Here is a 22,680-nt window from a genome sequence, read left to right as displayed (position 1 = left end):
CGATGACGACCGTCCAGACCACTGCGGGCCGCATGCCCCGCCAGATCTCCTACATCATCGGCAACGAAGCCTGCGAGCGCTTCAGCTTCTACGGCATGCGCAACATCCTGGTGCCGTTCCTGATCAGTTCGGTGCTGCTGGCCTACCTGCCCGAGGGGCCGGAGCGCGACGGCGCGGCCAAGGACATCTTCCACATGTTCGTGATCGGCGTGTACTTCTTCCCGCTGCTGGGCGGGTGGTTGTCCGACCGGTTTTTCGGCAAGTACCACACCATCCTGTGGTTCTCGCTGATCTACTGCGCCGGTCATGCCTGCCTTGCGCTGTTTGAGAACAATGCCGCGGGCTTCTACACCGGCCTGTTCCTGATCGCGCTCGGCTCGGGCGGCATCAAGCCGTTGGTGGTCTCGTTCTGCGGCGACCAGTTCGACCAGAGCAACAAGGACAAGGCCAAGCTGGTCTTCGACGCGTTCTACTGGATCATCAACTTCGGTTCGTTCTTCGCGTCGTTGCTGGCACCGCTGTTCCTGCGCCATTTCGGGCCGGCCGTGGCCTTCGGCATCCCCGGCATCCTGATGTTCATCGCCACGTTCGTGTTCTGGCTCGGGCGCCGACGCTATATCGACGTGCCGCCGGCCGGTCGCGATCCGCATGCGTTCTTCGAGGTGGTCAAGACTGCGCTGCGTGCCGAGCGCCCGGGGGCGGGCCGTCCTGGCCTGCTGGTTGCGCTGTTCGGCCTCGCGGTCGCCGCGCTGCTGCTCGTGCTGTGGGCGCTGTCGGCGGTGGGCGTGGTGCCGTCGGCATGGGCCGAGTCCTTCAATTTCGTCATTTCGGCGTGTCTGGCACTGGGTGTGATCATCGCTGCCGGTGGTGTCGGTGCCTCGATGCAGCTCGAGCGTGCGCGCGGCGCGCACCCCGATGCCGCGGTCGACGGCGTGCGCGCGGTGCTGCGGATCCTGATCGTATTCGCGCTGGTCACGCCGTTCTGGTCGCTGTTCGACCAGAAGGCCTCGACCTGGATCATCCAGGGCCGCGAGATGGTGATCCCGCACGCGGCCTGGTGGTGGCCGAGCTGGCTGATCCAGGACGCAGCGCAGATGCAGGCGCTCAACCCGCTGCTGGTGATGCTGTTGATCCCGTTCAACAATCTGGTGCTGTACCCGGCACTGCGCGCGATGGGGCTGTCGGTGACGCCGCTGCGCCGTATGGGCTGGGGCATCGCGTTCTCGGGCGTGGCGTGGATCGCCGCCGGCGCGATCCAGTTGTGGATCGATGGCGGCGAACAGGTCTCGCTGGCCTGGCAGTCGCTGCCGTATCTGCTGCTGACCTTCGGCGAGGTGCTGGTGTCGGCGACTGCGCTGGAGTTCGCCTACAGCCAGGCTCCGCAGGCGATGAAGGGCGTGATCATGGCGTTCTGGTACCTGACCAGCACTTTCGGAAGCCTGTGGGTGCTGTTGACCAATGCCGGCGTGCGCAACGAGGCGGTGACCGCGTACATCGCATCGTCGGGGTTGAGCGAAAACGCCTTCCTGATGTTCTTCTTCGCCGGTTTCGCGTTCCTGGCCGCCTTGGCGTTCGCGGCGTACGCACGGCGCTATCCCATGCAGGACCACTACCGTGTCGCCTGATCCGTCCACCCGGAAACCCGCCCGATGAACCTCGCCCCCGTCACTTTGCTGCTGATTGTCGTCACCGCCGTGGTGTCATGGCAGGCGTTCGAGAAGCCGCAGTTGCTCGCCCGGCTGATCCTGTGGCCGCCGGCAGTCGATCGCTATCGCCAGTACGACCGCCTGCTGACCCACGGCTTCATCCACGCCGACTGGCAGCACCTGCTCTTCAACATGATCACGCTGTTCTTCTTCGGCGGCGGCATCGAACGCGCGTTCGCGCCGTACATCGGTCCGGTCGGCTTTCTGATGTTCTACCTGTCGGCGATCCTGGTCGCGATCCTGCCGACCTATCTGCGTCACCGGCGCGACCCGCACTACCGCAGCCTGGGCGCCTCGGGCGCGGTGTCGGCGGTACTGTTCGCGTCGATCCTGCTCAGCCCATGGTCGATGCTGTTGGTGTTCTTCATCCCGATGCCGGCAATCGTGTTCGGCGTGTGCTACGTCGGCTACAGCATCTGGATGGACCGCCGAGGCGGCGACAACATCAACCACAGTGCACACCTGTGGGGCGCGGGTTACGGCGTGCTGTTCACCGTGATGATGGAACCGCGCGTGCTCGGCAGCTTCGTCGATCGCTTGATGTCGCCCTCGTTCTTCTAGCGGCGAATGCGGACGTGGTTGGCGTCCGCACTCACTGGTCTTGCATGCGAGGCGTGGTATCCCTGCGCCCACATCCATCAAACGGAGTGCATGTCCATGGCCGTGACACGAGCGAAAGCCACCAGCCTGCTCAACAAGACCGAGATGGGGCTGTACGACGCGAGCCGCGCCAATGCAGTGCGTGGTCTGAGCGAGGCCCAACTCGCCAAGCTGGTGACCCGCGCGCGTACCGCCCGTGATCGTGCGCGGGATCTGGAAAAGCGCCAGCGTCTGGCCTCGCGCAAGTCGACCGGCAGCAAGGCCGGACGGACCGGTCAGGCGAATGCGCGCACGGGCGAGAAGGCCGAACTGCTCGCCGATATCCTGAGCCGCTTCGAGACACGCCAGAAGGACACTGCGAAGGCCGCCAAGGCGGCGGCGACGGCTGCGCGCAAGTCTGCGAAGAAGACCAGCGCGTCGGGCGCACGCAAGCCGGCCGCCAAGTCGGCCGCTGCTGCGCGCTCGACAGGCACGCGGTCCAAGCCTGCCAAGACCGCAAAGACGGCGAGCAAGGCCGCGGCGAAGTCGGGCTCGTCCCGGCGCGCGGCGTCCGGCGCGACATCGACCAACGCCGGCACGACCACCAAGCCGGCTGCGGCCCGGTCGCGCAAGGCAGCCACGTCCACGGCGCGCAAGCCGGCGTCCGCCGAGACGCCGGCCGCGCCCGCGCGCAAGTCGCGACGTGGATCGCGTATTTCCCCCGAGCGTGCGCTCGACAACACGCGGCAGTTGCTCGAGCAGCACGAAGCACAGGCACGCGCGCCCAAACACTGGGAGGACATCGGTGGCGACGGCGCGGCGGCGGCGGCGCCGGGCTTCCAGTCTCCGCAGGCCCGCGCCAAGGCGCTGGAACTGCACGCTGCCGAAAGCCGGCAGGCCTCGATCAACGGCAGCAGCAGTACGCGCGACCGCAAGAATCAAGGCAAGCGCGATCGCCGGTCAGCGACAGACTGACCGACCGGGCCGGTCGGGTCGGCGGTGTCCGCAACCCGCGTCCGCAGCCGGCGTGACCAGCGCCGGCTGCGCAGCGCAGTGAACCGTTGGCCGCAGCCATGGCGCCGACGGGGCCGGCGACATTCGCGTCCCCCTATTCACATTTCGGTCGATAATTGCGGTATCGTGCGCGGACTGTTCAAGGCGGGATCACGGTACATCGTGGCTCCGATGCGGTAGATCCAATCTCACGACGGCCGGGCTTTCCGGTCGGGACGATCCGCTCCATCGCTTTCGCGTTACCCCTTGCTAGACAGTCGCGGCAGCCGGCCATCCAAACAACGCCGGTCGTCGTGTTCCAATGACCACACTGCTTCAAGGAGTAACACCATGTCAGAGCGCCAGACCGGAACCGTCAAGTGGTTCAACGATGCCAAGGGCTTCGGCTTCATCACCCCGGAAAGCGGCCAGGACCTGTTCGTCCACTTCCGCTCGATCCAGGGCACCGGCTTCAAGTCGCTGCAGGAAGGCCAGAAGGTCTCCTTCAAGGTCGTGCAGGGCCAGAAGGGCCTGCAGGCTGACGAGGTGCAGGCGATCTAATCGCCCGCAGCGTCTGCAAGATCCGGCCCCGGACGGTAACGTCCGGGGCTTTTTCGTATGCGTCGGCCTGGCGGGCGCCGTTCACGACGAGGCCACGTCGATATCGTTAGCGTTTCGTGAGTTCCATGCTGCGTGGACGGCTCGAGGATCGATGATGAGACGGATGGTGCTGTGCGTTTTGCCGCTGTTGCTGCTGGCCTGCCAGCGCGAGGCGCCCGTGCCCGCGCAACCTGCGGCCGGCCCCGCGGGCGTCGATGCCGAGGCGGTGCAGCCGTTGGCCGAAGCGCCGGTCAAGCTCGAGGATGTGGTCGAGATGGACCCGCGCTACATCGTCGGCATCAGCTACCCGCCCGAAGCCAACAAATACCCTGGGTTGGCTGCGGAACTGCATCGTTTCGCGCAGGCGGCCCGCGACGAACTCAAGCAGGCGTTGCCGGGCACCGAGCAGCAGCCGGGCGTGACCTACGATCTGTCGCTGAGCTTCACCACGTTGCTCGACACCCCGCGCGTGCTGGCCATCGCCGCCGATGGCGGCAGCTACACCGGCGGCGCGCACGACAGCCCGATCATCGCGCGCTTCTTCTGGCTGGTTCGGGAAGAGCGGTTGCTCACCGCCGAAGAATTGGTTCCGCGCGCGGCCGACTGGCAGGTGATTTCGGACTACGTACGAGAGCAACTTCATGCGGCGCTGTCCCAGCGCATCGATGCCGACGAACTCGAACCGGCCGAGCGCAGCCGGATGATGCAGACCGCAGGCCGGATGATCGACGAAGGCGCACGGCCGGACGTGTCCAACTTCCAGCAGTTCGAGCCGATCGCCGGTCCGGGCGGCACGCTGGCCGGGCTGCGTTTCGTGTTTCCGCCCTACCAGGTCGGGCCGTACTCGGACGGCGTGCAGACCGTCGAGGTGCCGGCGTCGGTCCTGTTGCCGCACCTGGCGCCGGCGTATCGCGATCTATTCGTCGCTGGCTGAGGCGTCTTGCGCGAGGGTGCCCAAGGTGTGGCCGATCTCGGCATCGAGCCGCAGTGTGGCCAGGGGGTCGGCGCGCGTGACCCCGCGGTTGATGATCGCCAGCGGCAGGCCGGCCTCGTGGGCCATCTTGGCGAAACGGAAGCCCGAATAGACCATCAGTGAGGAGCCGACGACGAACATCGCGTCGCTCTCCGCCAGTGCGGTCCTGGCTGCCTGCACGCGTGCCTTCGGCACATTCTCACCGAAGAACACCACATCGGGCTTGAGTAAGCCGCCGCAGTGCAGGCACCGCGGCGGCACGAACGCGGCTTCGGCCTCGGCGGCGATGTCGGCGTCGCCATCGGGCGCCATCGCGGCCGCGCCGGGATGCCAGCGGGGGTTGTCGGCGACGAGCCTGGGTTGCAGGGCATCGCGCGCCATCGCGCTGCCGCAGCTCAGGCAGACCACGCGGTCGAGCCGGCCGTGCAGGTCGATCACCGAGCGGCTGCCTGCGGCCTGGTGCAGGCCGTCGACGTTCTGGGTCAGGAGTGTTCCGATCGGACCGGCATCGCCCAGTGCCGCCAGCGCGCGATGCGCAACGTTGGGGCGTGCGACGGAGAATCGCGGCCAGCCGACGAAGCTACGCGCCCAATAGCGGCGGTAGATCGCGGGGTCGCCGGTGAACGCTTGCCAGGTCACCGGCGCCGGGCGCTTCCAGGCGCCATCGGTATCGCGATAGTCGGGAATGCCGGAGCCTGTACTGATGCCGGCGCCGGTGAGCACGAAGACGCGGCGGAATCCGCCCAGCCAGTCGCGCAGGCGTTCGGGGGCGTCGGTGGCTTCGGCGGCGTCGAGGCAGATCGCGGACATGCGGCCATGCTACTCCGGGCCTCTACTTTTCGTAGTACGCGCGCTCGCCCGTGAAGCGGCCTTCCTGGTGACGTGGGTCCACGAGCGAGCGCATCCCTCCAAAGCGAGGTTCTTCACCAGAGTCATGAAGATCCTGCTTCTGCTACTCGATCATGGAGATCGGCTCCGGAGCGCGCGTCGCGCCGGCCGGGGACTGCTCCCGGCTCGGTCAGCCATCCCTGGCTGACTCGCCGCCGCGGGCCATCCATGGCCCGCTATCGCAATCCCCGACCAGCACGACGCACCTGAGGCCGACAAGTGCGCGACTTCTTGTAGGAGGTGACTCTGCGTCTCCTCGAAGTCGGGTTGCCAACGTCCACCGCAGTGGACTGGCAGCCGGTGGCCGCGCCAAGCGCGCCATGGATGGCGCGCGCCCGAGTCAAGGCAGGATGCCTTGACCGAGGGGAGAGCGGCTTCCGGCTGGCAGGCCGCTGCCCATCTGAAGCGGAACGCCCATTTCGGTATTTGGTGGAGAACCAAAAAGAACGCCCGGCGCAGAGCCGGGCGTTCTGGTCAAACTTCACGGCGCGCGATCAGTTCGTCGCGTCCTTGGGATCGGGCGCCAGGCCGCGCTTGATCAGCAGGGGCTCGATCTGCGGCTCGTGGCCGGTGAAGTCCAGGAACAGCTGCTTGGCGTCCTTGCTGCCGCCGCGCGAGAGCAGGGTGCCCCGGAAGCGGTCGCCGTTGGCGCGGGTCAGGCCGCCGTTCTGCTCGATCCACTGCACGGTGTTGGCGTCCAGCACTTCCGACCAGATGTAGGCGTAGTAGCCGGCCGCGTAGCCGCCGTTGATGTGGCTGAAGTACGGCGTGCGATAGCGCGGCGGCACCGGCGGGTAGTCCAGGCCGGCCGCCTTGAGCGCGGCAGCTTCGGTCGCCATGACTTCCGACGCCTGGGGCAGTTGGTCGGCCGGCAACTGGTGCAGATACTGGTCGAGCATCGCCGAACCCAGGTACTCGGTGGTCGCAAAGCCCTGGTTGAACTTGGCAGCCGCCTGCACCTTGTCGAGCAGCTCGGCCGGCATCGGCGCGCCGGTGCGGTAGTCCTTGGCGTAATTGGCCAGCACCTCCGGCCAGTCGGCCCACATCTCGTTGACTTGCGAGGGGAACTCGACGAAGTCGCGCGGCACGCTGGTGCCACTGAAGAACGGGTACTTCACGTCCGAGAACATGCCGTGCAGCGCATGGCCGAACTCGTGGAACATCGTGGTCACCTCGTCCCAGGTCAGCAGCGTTGGCTGGCCGGCCTGCGGCTTGGGAATGTTCTGGTGATTGGCGGTGACCGTGAGTGTGCCGTCGAGCTCGGACTGCGAGACATACGAATTCATCCAGGCACCACCGCGCTTGGACGGGCGCGCGTAGGGGTCGTAGATGAAGATCGCCAGCTGGCTGCCGTCCTCGTTGAAGACGTCGTAGGTCCAGGTATCGGGATGGTACTTGGGCAGGTCGGTGCGTTCCTTGAACGTGATGCCGTAGAGCTTGGTCGCGGCGAAGAACACGCCGTTCTCGAGCACGTTCTTCATCTCGAAATAGGGCTTGAGCTGCGCGTCGTCGAAGCTGTACTTGTCCTGCCGGACCTTCTCCGAGTAGTAGGCCCAGTCCCACGGCTCGAGCTGGAACGTGGGCTCACCCTTGGCGGCCTGTTCGCGGTCGATCATCGCCTGCAGTTCGGCGGCTTCGCGCTTGGCGTTGGCGACGGCGGCCGGCGCCAGCTGGCCGAGCATGCCGTTGACGGCTTCGACGGTACCGGCGGTCGAATCTTCGAGGATGAAGGCGGCCTGGTTCGGATAGCCCATCAGGTTGGCACGCTCGGCGCGTAGCTTGAGGATCTGCGCGATCACGCCGGTGTTGTCGTACTGGTTGCCGCGGCTGCCGCGAGCGACCGAGGCCTTGTGGATGCGCTCGCGCAGCGCCCGGTTGTTGATCTGCGGCAGCGGCGGCTGGCCGGTGGTGTTGAGCAGGGTGATGACGTACTTGCCGTCCAGTCCGCGCGACTTGGCGGCTTCGGCCGCGGCAGCGATCTGCGCCTCGCTCATGCCATCGAGTTCGGCCACGGTGTCGACCACGACAGCCGAGTCGTTGACTTCGTTGAGCACGTTCTGGCTGAAGGTCGTCGAGAGTTTGGCCGACTCGGCGTTGATGCGCCGCATCTGCTCCTTCTGCGCATCGCTCAGGTTGGCGCCGGCGCGGACGAACATGGTGTGGTAGCGCTCGACCAGACGCTGACCCTCGGCGTCCAGGCCGAGCGAGCCGACGTTCTTGTAGAGCGTGTCGACGCGGGCGAAGAGCTTGGGATTGAGCATGATCGCGTCGCGGTGCGCGGCGAACTTCGGCGCGTAGTCGGCGTCGATCTGCTTGCGGGTGTCGTTGGTGTCGGTGCCGTTGAGGTTGCCGAAGATCCGGCGTGCGCGCGACAGCAGTTCGCCGGACTTCTCAAGCGCGACGATCGTGTTGTCGAAGGTCGGCGGCTCGGGATTGTTGGCGATCGCCTCGATCTCGCGCAGGTTCTCGGCCATGCCGGCGTCGAATGCGGGGCCGAAGTGCGCGTCCTGGATCAGGTCGAAGCGCGGATAGCGCAGATCGAGCGTGCTTTCCACGAACAGCGGATTGTCGGCGGGGCGCTGGGCGCTTGCGGCAGGCGCGGCCGCGGTGGTGCCCGAGGACTGGGCGAAGACGGGCAGGGCGGACACGGCGAGGGCCGCACACAGTGCGGCGGCAAGCGGGTGCTTGAGCAAGGGTGACTCTCCGGGTGACGTGACCGCCTAGGCTAGCTTATCGGGCGTCGCGATGACCGTGCCGGAAGTCCGCGCCATGTTGGTATAAGTCATTCAACGGGATGGACGATATTTTTCGTGCGATGCATGATGGTTTGGCGGGCGCGCCAGTCGGGCGACGTCATCGATGCAGGATCTGCGGCAGACTGGCGAGCCACGTTCCCGCCCGTCACTGCCATGACCACCATCCACGAGTTCACCGCCCGTACGCTGGACGGCGTCGACCAGCCGCTGTCGGATTTCGCCGATCGCGTGCTGCTGATCGTCAACGTCGCCTCGCGCTGCGGATTCACGCCGCAGTACGCCGGCCTGCAGGCGCTGTGGCAGGACTATCGCGACCGGGGGCTGGTGGTGCTCGGGTTTCCGTGCGATCAGTTCGGCCACCAGGAGCCCGGCGATGCGAACGCGATCCGCAGCTTCTGCGCGCTCAACTATGCGGTCGACTTCCCGATGTTCGCCAAAGTCGAGGTCAATGGGCCGAATGCGCATCCGCTGTGGGCCTGGCTGGGCGGGCAGAAACGCGGCTTGCTGGGCACCCGACGGATCAAGTGGAACTTCACCAAGTTCCTGGTCGGCCGCGACGGCTGCGTCCGTGCGCGCTATGCGCCGTCGACGGCGCCAGCCGCGTTGCGTGGACGGATCGAGACGATCCTCGACGAAGATCCGAGCCCTGTGCGGCGCTGAGCGCGGCCGGCTGCGCGGACATGACACGCCGGCGCGCGCGACGAAAGTCGCCCGGCCTTACTTCTCGACGAAGGCGCGCTCGAACACGTATTGCCCCGGCGTGCCGATGCGCGGCGCGGCCTCGAAGCCGCGGGCATCGAGCAGGCCGCGGAAATCGGCCAGCATCTGCGGGCTGCCGCAGATCATCGCGCGATCAAAGGCCGGGTCGAGCGGGGCCAGGCCGAGGTCGGCGGCCATGCGACCGCTGTCGAGCAGCTCGGTCAGCCGGCCGCGGTGGCTGTGGCCGTCGAACATGAAGTCCTCCCGGGTGACGGCCGGGTAGTACAGCAACTGGCGCGAAATCTGCTCGCCGAGGAATTCGTGCCGCGGCAGCTCGTTGACGATGTAGTCGCGATAGGCCAGGTCCTGGGCCGAGCGCACGCCGTGGGTGACGATCACCTTCTCGAAGCGCTCGTAGGTCTCCGGATCCTTGATCACCGACAGCCACGGCGCAAAGCCGGTGCCCGTGCCCAGCAGGTACAGATTGCGGCCCGGGTGCAGGTCGTGGATCAGCAGCGTGCCGGTCGGCTTGCGGCCGACCAGGATCTGGTCGCCTGGCTGGATGTGCTGCAGACGCGAGGTCAGCGGGCCGTTGTCGACCTTGATGCTGAAGAACTCGAGCTGCTCCTCCCAGTTCGCGCTGGCGATCGAGTAGGCGCGCAGCAGCGGCTTGCCCTCGACCTGCAGGCCGATCATCACGAACTGGCCGTTGTCGAAACGGAAACCGTCGTCGCGGGTCGTGGTGAAGCTGAAGTACGCGTCCGTCCAGTGGCGGACGTCGAGCACCGTTTCGGAACCAAAGGCGGAGGACATAGAAGGCAAGGCGAGGCGCGGAGCCGCCCATCTTAACAGAGCGATGAGACCGGTTCTCATCTGCGACCTGGTGTCGCAGCCTGCGCGCCGGCTGGAAGAGGCGGAGCTCGACTAATGCGGCCCGCTTTCCTCGTTCGGCCGTGCCCGGCGGTCGCCGAGCAGGGCACTGAGCACGATCGCGATGCCCAGGCCTGCGCCGGTCAGGAACAGCAGCAGCGCGATCGCCGGATAGCCGAACAGCCGCGGGCCGCCGGGGTTGTCCATCATCAGCGCCGAGGCCAGGATCAGCGCCGCGGTGACCACGCCCGCGGCGATGCGATTGGCGATCTTGTGCAGGCTTTCGAGCAGATGCGATTCCTCCAGCCCGGTCAGGCGCACGCGCAGGCGGTTCTCGGCCAGCAGCGACAGCACATTGGACACCTTGCGCGGCGCCTCGCGGACCAGTTCCTGCAGGTCCATCATCTCGCTGGCGAGATTGGCCGGCGAGAGCGACTTGCGCAGGCGCTGGCGCATCATGTCGTTGAGGTGCTCCTCGACGACGCGCTTCATGTCCATGTCGGGCGCCAGCGTGCGCACGACCGATTCGAGGTGCAGCAGCGTCTTGCCCAGCAAGCTCATCTCCGGCGCGGTACGCAGGCCGCAGGCGGTCGCCAGGCGCACCAGGTCGAGCACCAGGCGGCCCTCGGTCTGGCCGGTGGCGCCCGACTGCGCGGCGTAGCGCGCGACCAACTGGCCGACATCGCGGTAGTAGCGCTCCTCGTCGAAGTCCTCCAGGCGCGTGCCCATGGCGATGCCCTCGGCGGCGACCTGCTCGCCGCGGCCATCGACCGCGGCGAACAGCAGCTTGAGCAGGCGCTCGCGGGTGCGTGGCGGCACGTGCGCCACCATGCCCAGGTCGAGCAGCGCGAGTCGACCGTCGCGGGTGTAGAGCAGGTTGCCCGGGTGCGGATCGGCGTGGATCTCGCCGTGGACGAACACCTGGTCGAGATAGCCGTGCAGCAGCGCGGTCGCCAGCGGCGCCATGTCGCGCTCGGTGCGCTGCAGGCCGCTGATCGCAGTGACCTTGGTGCCTTCGACCAGTTCCATCGTCAGCAGCCGCGGCCGGGTCAGGTCCCAGATCGGCTTGGGCACGAACAACGATGGGTAGGCGGCGAAATGCGCATCGAAGCGATCGAGGTTCTCCGCCTCGACGCGATAGTCGAGCTCGGCCAGCAGCGTGCGCCGGAACTCGTGCACCCAGTCGGCGAAGCGCACGCGCCGGCCGAGATCGGTGACCCGGTCGATGCCGCCAGCCAGCCGGGCGAGCGTGTCGAGGTCGTCGCGGATCTGCTCCACGATGCCCGGGCGCTGCACCTTGACCGCGACGGCGCGGCCGTCACGTAGCGTGGCGCGATGCACCTGCGCCAGCGAGGCGCTGCCCAGTGGCGTCTCGTCGAAGCTGTCGAAGACCTTGTTGATGCGCACGCCCAGCGCGTCCTCGACCGCGGCGTGGATCACCTGGAACGGCACCGGCGCGACATCGTCCTGCATCCGTTCCAGCGCGGCGAGATAGGCCGGCGGCACCATGTCCGGACGTGTCGACAGCGCCTGGCCGATCTTGATGAAGGTCGGGCCGAGCGCCTCGAGATCATCGACGAACGCTTCCGGCCGGCCGGCAGTGTCGGCCTCGTCGACCTCCACCGTCGCCGCGTCCAGGTCGAATCCGGTCAGCACGCCGGCCTTGCGGTACTTCATGAGGAAACGCAGGATCTGCGCGTTGCGCGCGAGCGCCTGGCGGGTATCGGTCATCGCGGAACTCCGTTGATGCGGGCAGCGTACGCAGCGCCGCGTCAACGCCGTCTCACGGCAGCGGCGCAACGGGCGCAACCTGCGCCGTTCCGACCTGCTGCCGCGTCAGCGGTAACCCGCGGCCTGCAACTCGAACAACTCGGCGTAGCGGCCACCCTCGGCCATCAACTGGGCGTGCGAGCCGCTGGCCTCGATCCGGCCTTGCTCGAGCACCAGGATGCGGTCGGCCATGCGCACGCTGGAGAAGCGGTGCGAGATCAGCACCGCGGTGCGCTGATGCGACAGCTCCTTGAAGCGTCGGAACACCTCGTACTCGCTGCGCGCATCGAGCGCGGCGGTGGGTTCGTCGAGGATCATGACCTGGGCCTCGCGCATGTAGGCGCGTGCGATTGCGACCTTCTGCCACTGGCCGCCCGACAGGTCGACGCCGTTGCGGAAGCGCCGGCCGATGATCTGATCAAAGCCGTCGGGCAGGCCGGCGATGATCTCATCGGCCATCGCCCGATGCGCCGCGTCGACGATCCGCGCGTGATCGTCCATCGCCTCGATGCGCCCCACGCCGATGTTCTCGCCGGCGGTCAGGTGGTAGCGCACGAAATCCTGGAAGATCACGCCGGTATTGGCGCGCAGCGCCTCGAGGTCGTAGTCACGCAGGTCGCGGCCGTCGAGCAGGATCCGCCCCTCGTCGGGGTCGTAGAGCCGCGCCAGCAGCTTGACCAGCGTGGTCTTGCCGGCGCCGTTCTCGCCCACCAGCGCCAGCACCTCGCCTGCGTGGAGGGTGAAATCCAGATGTCGGACCGCCCAGCGCTCGCTGCCCGGATAGCGAAAGCCCACGTTCTCGAAGGTGAAACCCTGGCGGATCGGCTGCGGGAATGGCACAGGATCGCTTGGCGAGGCGATCTCCGGTTCGATCGCGAAGAACGAGAACAGGTCGTCCAGGTACAAGGCCTGGCCGGCGACCTGCGAGAAGCCGACCAGCAGGCCTTCGAGCAGCTGACGCAGGCGCAGGAAGCTGCCGGCCAGGAAGGTCAGGTCGCCGATGCTGAAGTCGCCGCGCACCGTGCGCCAGGCGATGTAGCCGTAGGCGACGTAGTAGCCCAGCGAACCGAGCGCGGCCAGCAGGGTGCCCCACAGCGCCCGGCGCCTGGCGAGTGCGCGGTTGGCGAGGAAGAACCGGTCGGCCAGCGTGCGGTAGCGGTCGATCAGGAACCGGTGCAGGCCGAAGATCTTCACTTCCTTCGCCGTCTCGACGCTGGCGCCACTCTGGCGCACGTACTCGAGCTGGCGACGTTCGGGCGTCCACTGGAAATTGAGCGAGTAGCCCAGCGCGTTGAAATGCGATTCGCCGATGAAGGCCGGCACCAGCGCGACGGCCAGCAGCACGATCAGCCAGGGCGCGTAGACCAGCAGGCCGATCGCGAAGCTCGCGACCGTGATCGCATCCTGCACCTGGCCGAACAGCTGGCCCATCAGGTTCATGCGGCCCATGGTCTGGCGGCGCGCGCGATCGAGCTTGTCCTGCAGTTCGGGGTCCTCGAAGTCTTCGAGGTCCAGGGTCGCCGCGTGTTCCATCAGCCGGATGCTGGTGGCGTTGGTAAACAGCTCCGACAACAACGTGTCGGCATAGCTGACCAATCGCCCGAGCAGGTCGGAGCCGATCGCCAGTGCGAACTCCAACGCAAGCAGTCCGGCAAGCGTGTCGAGCGCACCGCTCGACCAGGCCTGGGCCAAGGTCGTGAAGCCGCCGTCCAGGCCGACGACGCGGATCGCCTCGTCGATGATCAGCTTGCCGACGTAGAGCATCGCCACCGGCAGGAACGCGCGGACCAGACGCAGGCCGAGGCTGGCGAGCGTCAGCGGCCGGCTGGTCTGCCAGATCATGCGCAGGAACGGCCGCAGGTTGCGCATCGCGTCGAAGCGCTCGCGCAATGTGGGGCGGCCATCGGTGCGGAGCGGTTTGGCGGAGGCGGAGGCGGGCATGGCCCATTGTCGCGCCAAAGGCGTCGACGCGTCGGCATGCCGGCGCATCCTGCGCGTGCCGGCCGCTCACACCGGACACGGAAGGCGCCGCCAGCGGCGACGCCGCATCGCCGTCAGCCGCTGCAGCCGCCGCCGCAGCCCCCGCAGCACACCGCGGCCACGCGCTCGATCTGGCTCGGGCGGATCGGATGGCCGGCCTGGGCGAGGATCGTGACCAGATCGTCGCCGGACGCGGTGGTCGAGACGCGCAGCACGCCGGTGATGTCGATGTCCGCCAGGCCGGCCGGATCGAGGGTCTGCAGCAGGCGCTCGACGGCGTCGATATCGATCTGCGGACGGTCGAGGTGGATGTTGAACTGCATCGCGGTGTCCTCTGGGCAGTGGGGCGGGCGGTGCGGCCATGCTGGGGCGGCCGGCGCCCGGGCGCCCTGATCTCGATCAACGTCCGGCTTCGCCGCGTCCTGGCGCTCATAAGCCGGCCGCGCACGTCTCGCTCGCCGCCCGAGGCTGCGGACGTGGCATCTGGATGTGTTCCATCGGCTCGGACGGCAGCAGATCACGACGATCGAGGCGAATATGCATGACGGCTGCGCCGGGGAAACGGTGCACGACGGTGCGCCGTGCACGCCCGCGACCCATTGGCCTGGGGCCGTGGCGCGACGCCTTGGGCTCAGCCCAGGCGCCGTCCGATCTCGCGCGGCAGCGCCAGTTCCTGCCAGCCCTGCGCCTGGACATGGCGCAGCACCGCGACCACGTCGTCGCAGGCGCGGCGCACCGCGTCGCCGAGCGCGGCCCCGGTCATCATCCGGCCGCCGACCAGCGCGGCGAACATGTCGCCGGTGCCCTTGACCGCATGCGCGACGGCGGGATGTTCGAACGTCTCCCAGCCCTGCGCCGAAACCGCGAGTACCTGGACCACGCCGGGCGGGCAGGTCTGGGGCGCGGCGCTGGTGACCACGACCCATTCGGTGACCGGGCCGAGCAGACCGGCCGCGGCCTGCGCGCAGTCGTCGAGCGTGTGCAGCGGGCGACCGGCGAGTTGTTCGAGTTCGAAGTGATTCGGAGTCAGGCCATGGGCGCGCGGCAGCAAGTGATCGCGCCAGATCGGAACCAGCGCAGGATCGGTGTAGATGCCGGTGTCGTGGTCGCCGATGACCGGATCGATCTGCATCCGCAGCCCCGGGTTGCGCACGCGCATGCGGTCCAGCCAGGCCGCCAGCGCCAGGCCCTGGGCCGGCGAGCCGAGATACCCGACCAGCAGATGCCGCGCGCGGGTGATCACCTCGCGCGCTTCGAGGTCCTCGAGCAGACCTTCGAACCAGTCCAGCGGCAGCGGCGCGCCATGCATCGTCGGATAGTGCGGCGTGTTGCCGAATACCACCGTCGGCACCGGTGCCACCTGCAGCCCGAGTGCCTGCAGCACCGGCACTGCGATGCTGTTGCCGACGCTGCCGTAGACGACCTGCGACTGCACCGATACGACGTCGATGAGGCGGGTGCCGACCGCCGGCGATTGGAGCAGGGCGCTCATCGCGGCTGCGCCGCGGAGGCCAGCCCCGGCCAGTAATGGCTGTCGGGCAGGCCGCGGTCGCCGAAGATCGCCGTGCCCACGCGCACCGTGGTCGCGCCCTCGGCGATCGCCAGTGCGAAATCGCCGGACATGCCCATCGACAGCTCGTCCATCGCCACGCCCGACGGCGCTTCCTGACGCAGCCGGTCGCGCAACGTGCGCAAGCGCACGAAACAGGGACGCACCAGCGCCGGATCGGGCGAGAACAATGCGAGCGTCATCAGGCCGCGCACGCGCAGCGACGAGAATGCGCCCAACTGCCGCACGAAGCCCGCGACCTCGTCGGGCGCCAGGCCGAACTTGCTCGACTCGGCCGAGGTATTGACCTGGACCAGCACGTCGAGCGCGCGCCCCTTCGCCTGCAACTGGCGGTCCAGCGCCTCGGCGACCCGCAGGCTGTCGAGGGCCTGGAACTCACGGGCGAAGCGCGCGACGTACTTGGCCTTGTTGGTCTGCAGGTGGCCGATCAACACCCAGCGAAGATCGTCGAGATCGGCCATCGCCTCGGCCTTGCCCAGCGCCTCCTGCACCTTGTTCTCGCCCAGTTCGCGCAGGCCGATCGCGTGCGCCAGGCGCAGCCGCGTCTCATCGACGGTCTTGCTGACCGGCAGCAGGCGCACCTGCGCCGGATCGCGTCCGGCGGCATGGCAGGCATCTTTGATGCGCGCGCGCACTGCATCGAGGCGGCTGCGCAGCGCGGCGGCGGGATCGTTCGGGGCGTCGGTCATCGGTCCTGCATCGTGACGGTCGGTGCCGGCCTGCAACTGCGGCCGGAAGCGAACAAGGATACGCCTCGCGGATCGGCGCCGTGCGCCGCCACGGGTCTGCGCCGTGGCGCGCGGGTGGTCGGCTGCCGCGACGGAGCGGAGGGCCTAGAATGGGCGGGTTTCCCTCCGCCAGCCACGAGCCAGCCGTGTCCGCAAGCCACCCCCCGCATGCCGCGCCTTCCGGCGCGCCCGTGTCGATCCGCCAGGACGACCTGATCCAGTCGGTCGCCGATGCGCTGCAGTACATCAGCTACTACCACCCGGTCGATTACATCCGCAATCTCGCCGATGCCTACGAACGCGAGGCCTCGCCCGCGGCGAAGGATGCGATGGCGCAGATCCTGATCAACTCGCGCATGTGCGCCGAGGGCCACCGTCCGATCTGCCAGGACACCGGCATCGTGACCGTGTTCCTTGCGATCGGCATGCAGGTGCGCTGGGACGACGCCACGATGGGCGTGGAGGACATGGTCAACGAGGGCGTGCGCCGCGCCTACAACGATCCCGACAACAAGCTGCGCGCCAGCGTGCTGGCCGATCCGGCGGGCGCGCGCCGCAACACCCGCGACAACACGCCGGCGGTGGTCAACGTCAAGGTCGTGCCCGGCAACACGGTCGAAGTGATCGTCGCGGCCAAGGGCGGCGGCTCGGAAGCCAAGTCGAAGTTCGCGATGCTCAACCCGTCCGATTCGATCGTCGACTGGGTGCTCAAGACCGTGCCGACGATGGGCGCGGGCTGGTGCCCGCCGGGCATGCTCGGCATCGGCATCGGCGGCACTGCCGAAAAAGCGATGCTGCTGGCCAAGGAATCGTTGATGGAGCCGATCGACATCCAGGACCTGATCGCGCGCGGGCCGTCGAACCGGATCGAGGAGCTGCGCGTGGAGCTCTACCAGAAGGTCAACGCGCTGGGCATCGGCGCGCAGGGCCTCGGCGGGCTGACCACCGTGCTCGACATCAAGATCAAGGATTACCCGACCCATGCGGCGAACCTGCCGGTGGCGATGATCCCCAACTGCGCGGCGACCCGGCACGCGCACTTCACCCTCGACGGCAGCGGGCCTGTGACCCTCGACCCGCCGTCGCTCGCCGACTGGCCCGAGCTCACCTACAACCCACGCAATGCGCGTCGGGTCGACCTGGATACGATCACCCCGGAGGAGGTCGCCAGCTTCCGGCCGGGCGAGGTGGTGCTGCTCAACGGCAAGCTGCTGACCGGGCGCGACGCCGCCCACAAGCGCATGGTCGACATGCTCAACCGTGGCGAAACGCTGCCGGTGGACTTCACCAACCGCTTCATCTACTACGTCGGCCCGGTCGACCCGGTGCGCGAAGAGGTCGTCGGCCCGGCCGGACCGACCACCGCCACGCGCATGGACAAGTTCACCCGGCAGATGCTCGAGCAGACCGGCCTGCTGGGCATGGTCGGCAAGGCCGAGCGCGGCCCGGCGGCGATCGAGGCGATCCGCGACAACCGCGCCGTCTACCTGATGGCGGTCGGGGGTTCGGCCTATCTGGTGTCCAAGGCGATCAAGGCCAGCCGCGTCGTCGCGTTCGAGGACCTGGGCATGGAGGCGATCTACGAGTTCGAGGTCAAGGACATGCCGGTGACCGTGGCCGTGGATGCGAACGGCGAATCGGTCCACGAGACCGGCCCGCGCACCTGGAAGGCGAAGATCGCCGGCATCCCGCTCGAGGTCGTCTGACCGGCGAGCGCTGGAGATGGGATCGGACGGCGCCTGCGGGCGCCGTTCGCGTCTGCGCAGGCGGCCTTCGGACTCAGTCGACGTAGTCGTCGAAGGTCTTGCGCCGACGGAACGGCATCAGATGCTGGCTGACGATGCCGCGCGGCACCGTCTCGAGCTTCATCACGCCGTACTCCTGCGGCCAGGCATCGCGCTCGCGCGGGAGCTTGAACGTGCCCATCAGCATGTCGACCAGCGGCAGGTGGATGGCGTAGTTGACGTCGATGTAGTCCTGCTGGCGGGCGTGGTGCCAGTGGTGATAGCGCGGCAGCACCAGCACGTATTCCAGCCATCCGAAGCGCACGCCGATGTTGGCGTGGGCGACGACCGCCTGCAGGCCGACCAGGATGACGTAGGCATTGACCGCCGGCGTCGAGAAGCCGAGTACCAGCAAGGGCAGCAGCACGACGCTGCGCGTGAGCACGATCTCGACGAAATGGATCCGCGAACCGGCCAGCCAGTCCATCTGGCGGCTGGAGTGATGCACCGCGTGGAAGCGCCAGAGCCAGGGAATGTTGTGGTAGGCGCGGTGCAGCAGCGCCTGGGCCATGTCGGCCACGAACACCGCGATCAGGAACTGCGCCCACACCGGCAACGACTGGATCGCCCGCTCCAGCGCCGGGAACGCGGCGAAGCTGGCGATCGTGGAGGTCGAGGCCGTGACCAGGATCAGGATGAACTGCACCAGCACATGGCTCATGAAGAAGTACGTCAGGTCGGTGCGCCAGCCCGGGCGCAGCGGCGAGACACGACGCTTGCCCAGGTAGTGCTCCAGCGGGACGAACACCAGCGCCGAGAAGAACAGCGAGATCACGAACCAGTCCAGGCCCAGCGAGTAGGGCGTGTGGCCGATGGCGTCGAATTGCACATTGGTACCGCCCAGCAGCACCGCCAGCGTCGCGCCGGCGACGCCGATCGTGGCGATGCGCTTGTTGCGGTCGCGCAGGATCGCCACCGTGCCCAGCACGAACGCTGCGACCAGGCCGATCAGCAACAGGTTGCGCGCGAAGCCCTCGTCGTAGACCGCGCGGAACTCCTTGCTGGTCAGTAACTCGGGAAAATGGAAGCAGACGACGCCAAAGACGCTCAACAGCCCCAGCAGCGCCGAGGCGTAGGCGAAGAACGAACGGCGCGGACGCGCGAGCGGGGCGGCGTCATGCGGTGGCGGGGGTGCGGCTGCCTCCATGCGCGGGTCCTGCTATGCGGCAGCGCCGCGGGCGAGCCGATCATAGCCGCTCGCGGCGGTGGCGCCGCAAGCCCCGGATCGGCGCCTGCGGTGCCTGGTGGCGCGGGCCGGCCGCCCGCGCCGTCGGTCAGAACCAGTCCATCAACGAGATGCCCAGGCCGACGTAGGTGGCCTTGTGGTTGTAGTCGATCAGGCTTTCGCCGTAGCCGTCGAACACCTGCAGATGGCCGCGGAAATTGCGGTGGATCGGAAATCCCCAGTCGAACTGCAGGGCCCCGTGCGAGCGGTCGCCGCCGCGGAGCGAATGCCGGGCCATCAGCGAGAACTGGTGGCCGTCGCGCACGTGGGTCAGCGTCAGGTCGCCACGCCCCATGTAGTCGGCGATATCGGGGTTGTCGCTGTCGCTGCCTTCGCCCAGCACGATCCACGGCCGCGCGGTCAGCGCCCAGTTCTGCCGATCGAAGCCGAAGTTGAACATCACCCGGTTCCAGCTGCGCGACAGCGGGTCGCCGCGGCCGTTGGACTGGTGGTTGATGCCGATCCCGGTCATGCGCCCGCGCCAGCCACCCGGCAGGCCATAGTTGTTGCGGAAGACCAGCAGGATCTCGGGCTCGTAATTGGTCTCGCGGAACGGGCGCGAGGCCTCGCTGTTGTAGACCTGCCAGCGCGAGCTCTGGGTGTAGCCCATCCAGATGTCGCCGTTGTTGCCGAACAGGTTCTCCACCGCCTTGGTCTTGAAGCTGATCTGGAACTTGGCCTCGGTGCTGTCGAGCAAGAGCGGGTCGGTGACCGTGTTGGCCGGATTGGGCGAACTGGGCGTACGGTTGACATCCGAGGTCCAGAACACCGGCAGCAGGTACAGCGGCTTGTAGGCACGCAGATTGAAGATGCCGAGCTTGGAATCCTTGGCCAGTTCCCAGCGACTGTCGAGCAGCGAGCCCTGCCCGGCGTTGGCGATCGCATCGTCCAGTCCGCGGGTGGTGTCGCGCGCATAGAGGTTGCGGTTGGCCGGTTCGGCGGACAGCGCCTCGGCGAGCGCGGCGGGATCGCGGCGCAGTTCGCGCGCGCGCTCGGCGGTGACGTCGGCCTGCGGCGTCGGCGGCGCTTGGCGGCCGGCGAAGGCGTCGTAGCACGCCAGGCGTTGCGCGTCCTGTTCCAGTGCCAGGCAGGCCTCCAGGCTGGCGGGCGCGGACGGTGCGGCCGGAACGGTCTGCGCCACGGCGTGCGTGGATAGGCCAGCGAGCGCGGCCGGGAGCAGGGCGATGCGGAGTTTCATTGCGGGGCGTCCTTTGCGATCAGCAGGTTCTGGGGGTCGGCATTGACGACTTCGGCGACGTGCTCGTCGATGTCGCGGTTGACCGAGGTGTCGACGCCGACGCTGGTCGCCGGCTCGATGTCGTGATGATCGGCGACCGCGCCCTCGTCGCGCGTGAGGACGACGCGGGTGGTGGTGCGCGGCCCCTGGATGCCCGCGCGCCAGAAGGCGCCCTTGACGCGACGGATCGCTTCGCCGCGGGTCTTGCCCAGGTCGCTCTTGCGCTGGTCCACCCAGCCGAAGAACCGCAGTACGCTGCCAGAGGCCCCGAACTCGACCAGTGTCCACGACGGACCGGGATCGGTCAGGACGTCGTCGATCGCAGCGATCTCGGTCAGGCCGATCGTCTGCGCCTGCCGGATCGAATGGCTGGCGTCGATGTTCATCGTGAAATCGAAGCGCCGGCGCGGATTGCTGCTGTAGTTGAGGATCACCGCCTTGAACACCAGCGCATTGGGTAGGCGCAACTCGTTGCCCTCGGCGGTGACCAGCACCATCGCGCGTGCGCTCAGCGAGGCGACCCGGCCCTCGTAGCTGTCGATCTTGACCGTCTCGCCCGGTTCGAACGGCCGGCGCAGGCTCAACAGGATGCCGGCGATGTAGTTCTCGGCGATGTCCTTGAATGCGAAGCCCATCGCGATGCCCAGCACACCCGCCGAGCCGAACACCACGCCGATCACCGCGGTTGCGTTGAGCAGGTCCAGTGCGATCACGATGCCGATCAGCAGGATCGCGGCCTGCACCATGCGGCGCAGCAGGCTGTCGAGATAGGGGTTGCGCGTGCGCAGGTGCAGCCAGTGCAGGCGCTGGGATATCACCCGGCCTAGCCATGCGGCGAGCGCGACGACCAGCAGTGCGGCCAGCAGCAGCGGCAGATTGGCGAGCAGGCGCATGAAACGGCTGACCGTTTCGTCGTACACCGCATCGAAGCGACCGCGCACGTCGGCCTCTTGGAACGCCTGCGCCGCGCTCGGCGGCGGGGTGTCGACCGCCTGGGCGCCCTCGGTCGTGTCGGGGGCGGGTGCTGCCGAAGCGGCCGGGGCTGCACTGGGTGGCGCGCTCGGTGCGGCCAGGCTCGGGCCGGCAAGGAGGCTGGCCACGAGCGCCAGCAACACGAGAGCCGACAGGCTGCGCAATCGCCCACGGCGGGGCGGCGGGAAGGGGGCGTAAAGGGAATCGGTCATCGTGTCATTGTGGACTCAGAACCACCAGGCGAGTGCGAAAATCGCCAGCATCGAGACCGCCAATGCGAGTTTTAACGCCACGCCCAGTGCGATGCCCAGCCACGTGCCGACCCCGACCTTGGCCGCATGGCCGAGGCCGGCAGGATAGAGATTGCGGCGACTGATCAGCTCGCCCACCACCGCGCCGACGAAGGGGCCGGCGAATAGGCCCGGCAGGCCGAAGAACAGACCGACGAAGGTGCCGACCACGGTGCCCAGCAGCGCCAGCGGACTGGCCCCCACGCGTTTGGCACCGACCGCGGTGGCCCAGAAGTCCACCGCGAACGAGACTGCAGTCAACAGCCCGAGCAGGACGAGCGGCAGCGCGCCCACCCGCTGAAAATCGTCCGCCCAGGCCGCCGCAAGCAGGCCGGCGAACACCAGCGACAAACCGGGCAGGGCAGGCAATACAACGCCGGCCAGGCCGACGGCAACCAGCAGCCCGGCAAGTAGGTACAGGGCCAGGCTCAGATCCATGTCGGGCCCCCTGGATCGGGAGTAAGAGACCCCCGGAAAGGGCCTTTTGCGGACGATTGCATTTTCATAAATGCCGGGTTACTTTGCAGCCGCTGTGTTTGTCAAGGTCACCGTGAATCGTGACCCTGCATCAAGTCGCTGGCTCGTTCCACCGGTCCGCTGCATCGTCGCACCCGTGTTCTCCTTGCAACCAGCCGCCCGACAGGCGTAATCGCTCGATTCATCGAACAGTTTCAGGGAGAGAGAGCAACATGGCAGAGCGCGAAACCGGTACCGTGAAGTGGTTCAACGATGCCAAGGGATTCGGATTCATCAGCCGTGAAAGCGGCGAAGACGTTTTCGTGCATTTCCGCGCCATCCAGGGCACGGGCTTCAAGAGCCTGCAGGAAGGCCAGAAGGTCAGCTTCACCGTCGTCCAGGGCCAGAAGGGCCTGCAGGCCGACGCCGTGACGCCGCTCTGACCAGCTGCGACGCTTCAAGAAAAACCCGGCCATCGGCCGGGTTTTTTTTTGGTTCTTCGCAGATTAGCGGGGAGTCCTTTGCCAGCCACCGTTACGCTTGATGCCTGATTCCAGGGCGCAAGGGTGAGGGGATGTTCGACCGGAAGACGATCAAGAGGCTG

General features: G+C 67.7%; 20 protein-coding genes. 8 read left to right on the top strand and 12 right to left on the bottom strand.

All coding sequences use genetic code 11. From position 1 onward, the window contains the following. Nucleotides 1-2 precede the first annotated feature (2 nt). The 5 genes from ABE488_RS13115 (at nt 3) to ABE488_RS13095 (ending at nt 4,812) form a co-directional block, all read left to right on the top strand. Nucleotides 3-1,625 carry an oligopeptide:H+ symporter gene (locus tag ABE488_RS13115; RefSeq protein WP_346444045.1) on the top strand — a complete coding sequence of 541 codons (1,623 nt, stop codon included), beginning with the start codon at nt 3-5 and terminating at the stop codon, nt 1,623-1,625. Nucleotides 1,626-1,649: 24 nt separating this feature from the next. Next, entirely contained in the window at nt 1,650-2,267 is a 618-nt protein-coding gene (locus tag ABE488_RS13110) for a rhomboid family intramembrane serine protease (protein WP_346448792.1), read from the top strand. 96 nt (nt 2,268-2,363) lie between these two features. After that, nucleotides 2,364-3,260, top strand: a complete 897-nt coding sequence (locus tag ABE488_RS13105) for a hypothetical protein (RefSeq protein WP_346448790.1) — start codon at nt 2,364-2,366, stop codon at nt 3,258-3,260. 369 nt (nt 3,261-3,629) lie between these two features. Then, nucleotides 3,630-3,839, top strand: coding sequence for a cold-shock protein (locus ABE488_RS13100; protein ID WP_047135789.1), 210 nt, complete (start codon nt 3,630-3,632; stop codon nt 3,837-3,839). 154 nt (nt 3,840-3,993) lie between these two features. Then, nucleotides 3,994-4,812 carry a DUF3298 domain-containing protein gene (locus ABE488_RS13095; RefSeq protein ID WP_346444048.1) on the top strand — a complete coding sequence of 273 codons (819 nt, stop codon included), beginning with the start codon at nt 3,994-3,996 and terminating at the stop codon, nt 4,810-4,812. Here ABE488_RS13095 and ABE488_RS13090 read toward each other — a convergent pair. Continuing rightward, nucleotides 4,795-5,661, bottom strand: a complete 867-nt coding sequence (locus ABE488_RS13090; RefSeq protein WP_346448788.1) for an NAD-dependent protein deacetylase — start codon at nt 5,659-5,661, stop codon at nt 4,795-4,797. The two genes, ABE488_RS13095 and ABE488_RS13090, sit on opposite strands and share 18 nt — an antisense overlap. A gap of 572 nt (nt 5,662-6,233) precedes the next feature. Beyond that, the gene (locus ABE488_RS13085) at nt 6,234-8,387 is read right to left on the bottom strand and encodes a M3 family metallopeptidase (protein WP_346448787.1); all 2,154 of its coding nucleotides are present in this window, start codon (nt 8,385-8,387) and stop codon (nt 6,234-6,236) included. 261 nt (nt 8,388-8,648) lie between these two features. Here ABE488_RS13085 and ABE488_RS13080 point away from each other — a divergent pair, with 261 nt between their 5' ends. Beyond that, nucleotides 8,649-9,155, top strand: a complete 507-nt coding sequence (locus tag ABE488_RS13080; RefSeq protein ID WP_346444053.1) for a glutathione peroxidase — start codon at nt 8,649-8,651, stop codon at nt 9,153-9,155. Between the two features lie 57 nt (nt 9,156-9,212). On the opposite strand, the gene ABE488_RS13075 is transcribed toward ABE488_RS13080, so the two are convergent. The 6 genes from ABE488_RS13075 to ABE488_RS13050 all read right to left on the bottom strand — a co-directional run bounded on the left by ABE488_RS13075 (nt 9,213) and on the right by ABE488_RS13050 (nt 16,073). Then, on the bottom strand, nt 9,213-10,007 hold the full coding sequence (locus tag ABE488_RS13075) for a ferredoxin--NADP reductase (protein ID WP_346444055.1): 795 nt from the start codon (nt 10,005-10,007) through the stop codon (nt 9,213-9,215). 111 nt (nt 10,008-10,118) lie between these two features. Then, on the bottom strand, nt 10,119-11,795 hold the full coding sequence (locus tag ABE488_RS13070) for an AarF/UbiB family protein (protein WP_346448786.1): 1,677 nt from the start codon (nt 11,793-11,795) through the stop codon (nt 10,119-10,121). Between the two features lie 105 nt (nt 11,796-11,900). Continuing rightward, the gene (locus ABE488_RS13065) at nt 11,901-13,775 is read right to left on the bottom strand and encodes an ABC transporter ATP-binding protein (protein ID WP_346444058.1); all 1,875 of its coding nucleotides are present in this window, start codon (nt 13,773-13,775) and stop codon (nt 11,901-11,903) included. Nucleotides 13,776-13,888: 113 nt separating this feature from the next. Continuing rightward, a complete protein-coding gene (locus ABE488_RS13060) occupies nt 13,889-14,137 on the bottom strand; it encodes a hypothetical protein (RefSeq protein WP_346448784.1) in 249 nt (82 codons plus the stop codon). Between the two features lie 308 nt (nt 14,138-14,445). Further along, nucleotides 14,446-15,306, bottom strand: coding sequence for a pyridoxine/pyridoxal/pyridoxamine kinase (gene pdxK, locus ABE488_RS13055; protein WP_346444061.1), 861 nt, complete (start codon nt 15,304-15,306; stop codon nt 14,446-14,448). Continuing rightward, nucleotides 15,303-16,073 carry a YggS family pyridoxal phosphate-dependent enzyme gene (locus ABE488_RS13050; RefSeq protein WP_346448782.1) on the bottom strand — a complete coding sequence of 257 codons (771 nt, stop codon included), beginning with the start codon at nt 16,071-16,073 and terminating at the stop codon, nt 15,303-15,305. Before ABE488_RS13050 ends, pdxK begins: the two co-directional genes overlap by 4 nt. 230 nt (nt 16,074-16,303) lie before the next feature. Between ABE488_RS13050 and ABE488_RS13045 the strand changes: the two genes are divergently transcribed. Further along, nucleotides 16,304-17,818 carry a fumarate hydratase gene (locus ABE488_RS13045; protein ID WP_346448780.1) on the top strand — a complete coding sequence of 505 codons (1,515 nt, stop codon included), beginning with the start codon at nt 16,304-16,306 and terminating at the stop codon, nt 17,816-17,818. 73 nt (nt 17,819-17,891) lie between these two features. On the opposite strand, the gene ABE488_RS13040 is transcribed toward ABE488_RS13045, so the two are convergent. From ABE488_RS13040 to ABE488_RS13025, 4 genes are all read right to left on the bottom strand, one after another. Further along, complete coding sequence (locus ABE488_RS13040) at nt 17,892-19,043, bottom strand: sterol desaturase family protein (RefSeq protein WP_346448778.1); 1,152 nt, start codon at nt 19,041-19,043, stop codon at nt 17,892-17,894. Nucleotides 19,044-19,170: 127 nt separating this feature from the next. Next, nucleotides 19,171-20,319: a phospholipase A gene (locus ABE488_RS13035; protein WP_346444066.1), complete on the bottom strand. Its 1,149-nt coding sequence runs from the start codon at nt 20,317-20,319 to the stop codon at nt 19,171-19,173. Next, the gene (locus ABE488_RS13030) at nt 20,316-21,542 is read right to left on the bottom strand and encodes a mechanosensitive ion channel domain-containing protein (RefSeq protein ID WP_346448776.1); all 1,227 of its coding nucleotides are present in this window, start codon (nt 21,540-21,542) and stop codon (nt 20,316-20,318) included. The genes ABE488_RS13035 and ABE488_RS13030 overlap by 4 nt, the downstream gene beginning before the upstream one ends. 15 nt (nt 21,543-21,557) lie before the next feature. After that, on the bottom strand, nt 21,558-22,058 hold the full coding sequence (locus ABE488_RS13025) for a DUF456 domain-containing protein (protein WP_346448774.1): 501 nt from the start codon (nt 22,056-22,058) through the stop codon (nt 21,558-21,560). A gap of 251 nt (nt 22,059-22,309) precedes the next feature. Between ABE488_RS13025 and ABE488_RS13020 the strand changes: the two genes are divergently transcribed. Beyond that, on the top strand, nt 22,310-22,519 hold the full coding sequence (locus ABE488_RS13020; RefSeq protein ID WP_047135804.1) for a cold-shock protein: 210 nt from the start codon (nt 22,310-22,312) through the stop codon (nt 22,517-22,519). The last annotated feature ends 161 nt before the right edge of the window (nt 22,520-22,680 follow it).

Origin of the sequence: Luteimonas sp. TWI662, from assembly GCF_039673825.1 — a bacterium.
In the GTDB taxonomy this organism is placed as follows: Bacteria; Pseudomonadota; Gammaproteobacteria; order Xanthomonadales; family Xanthomonadaceae; genus Luteimonas.
Note: the sequence above shows the minus strand (reverse complement) of the source record. Positions and strands in the feature narration are given on the sequence as shown.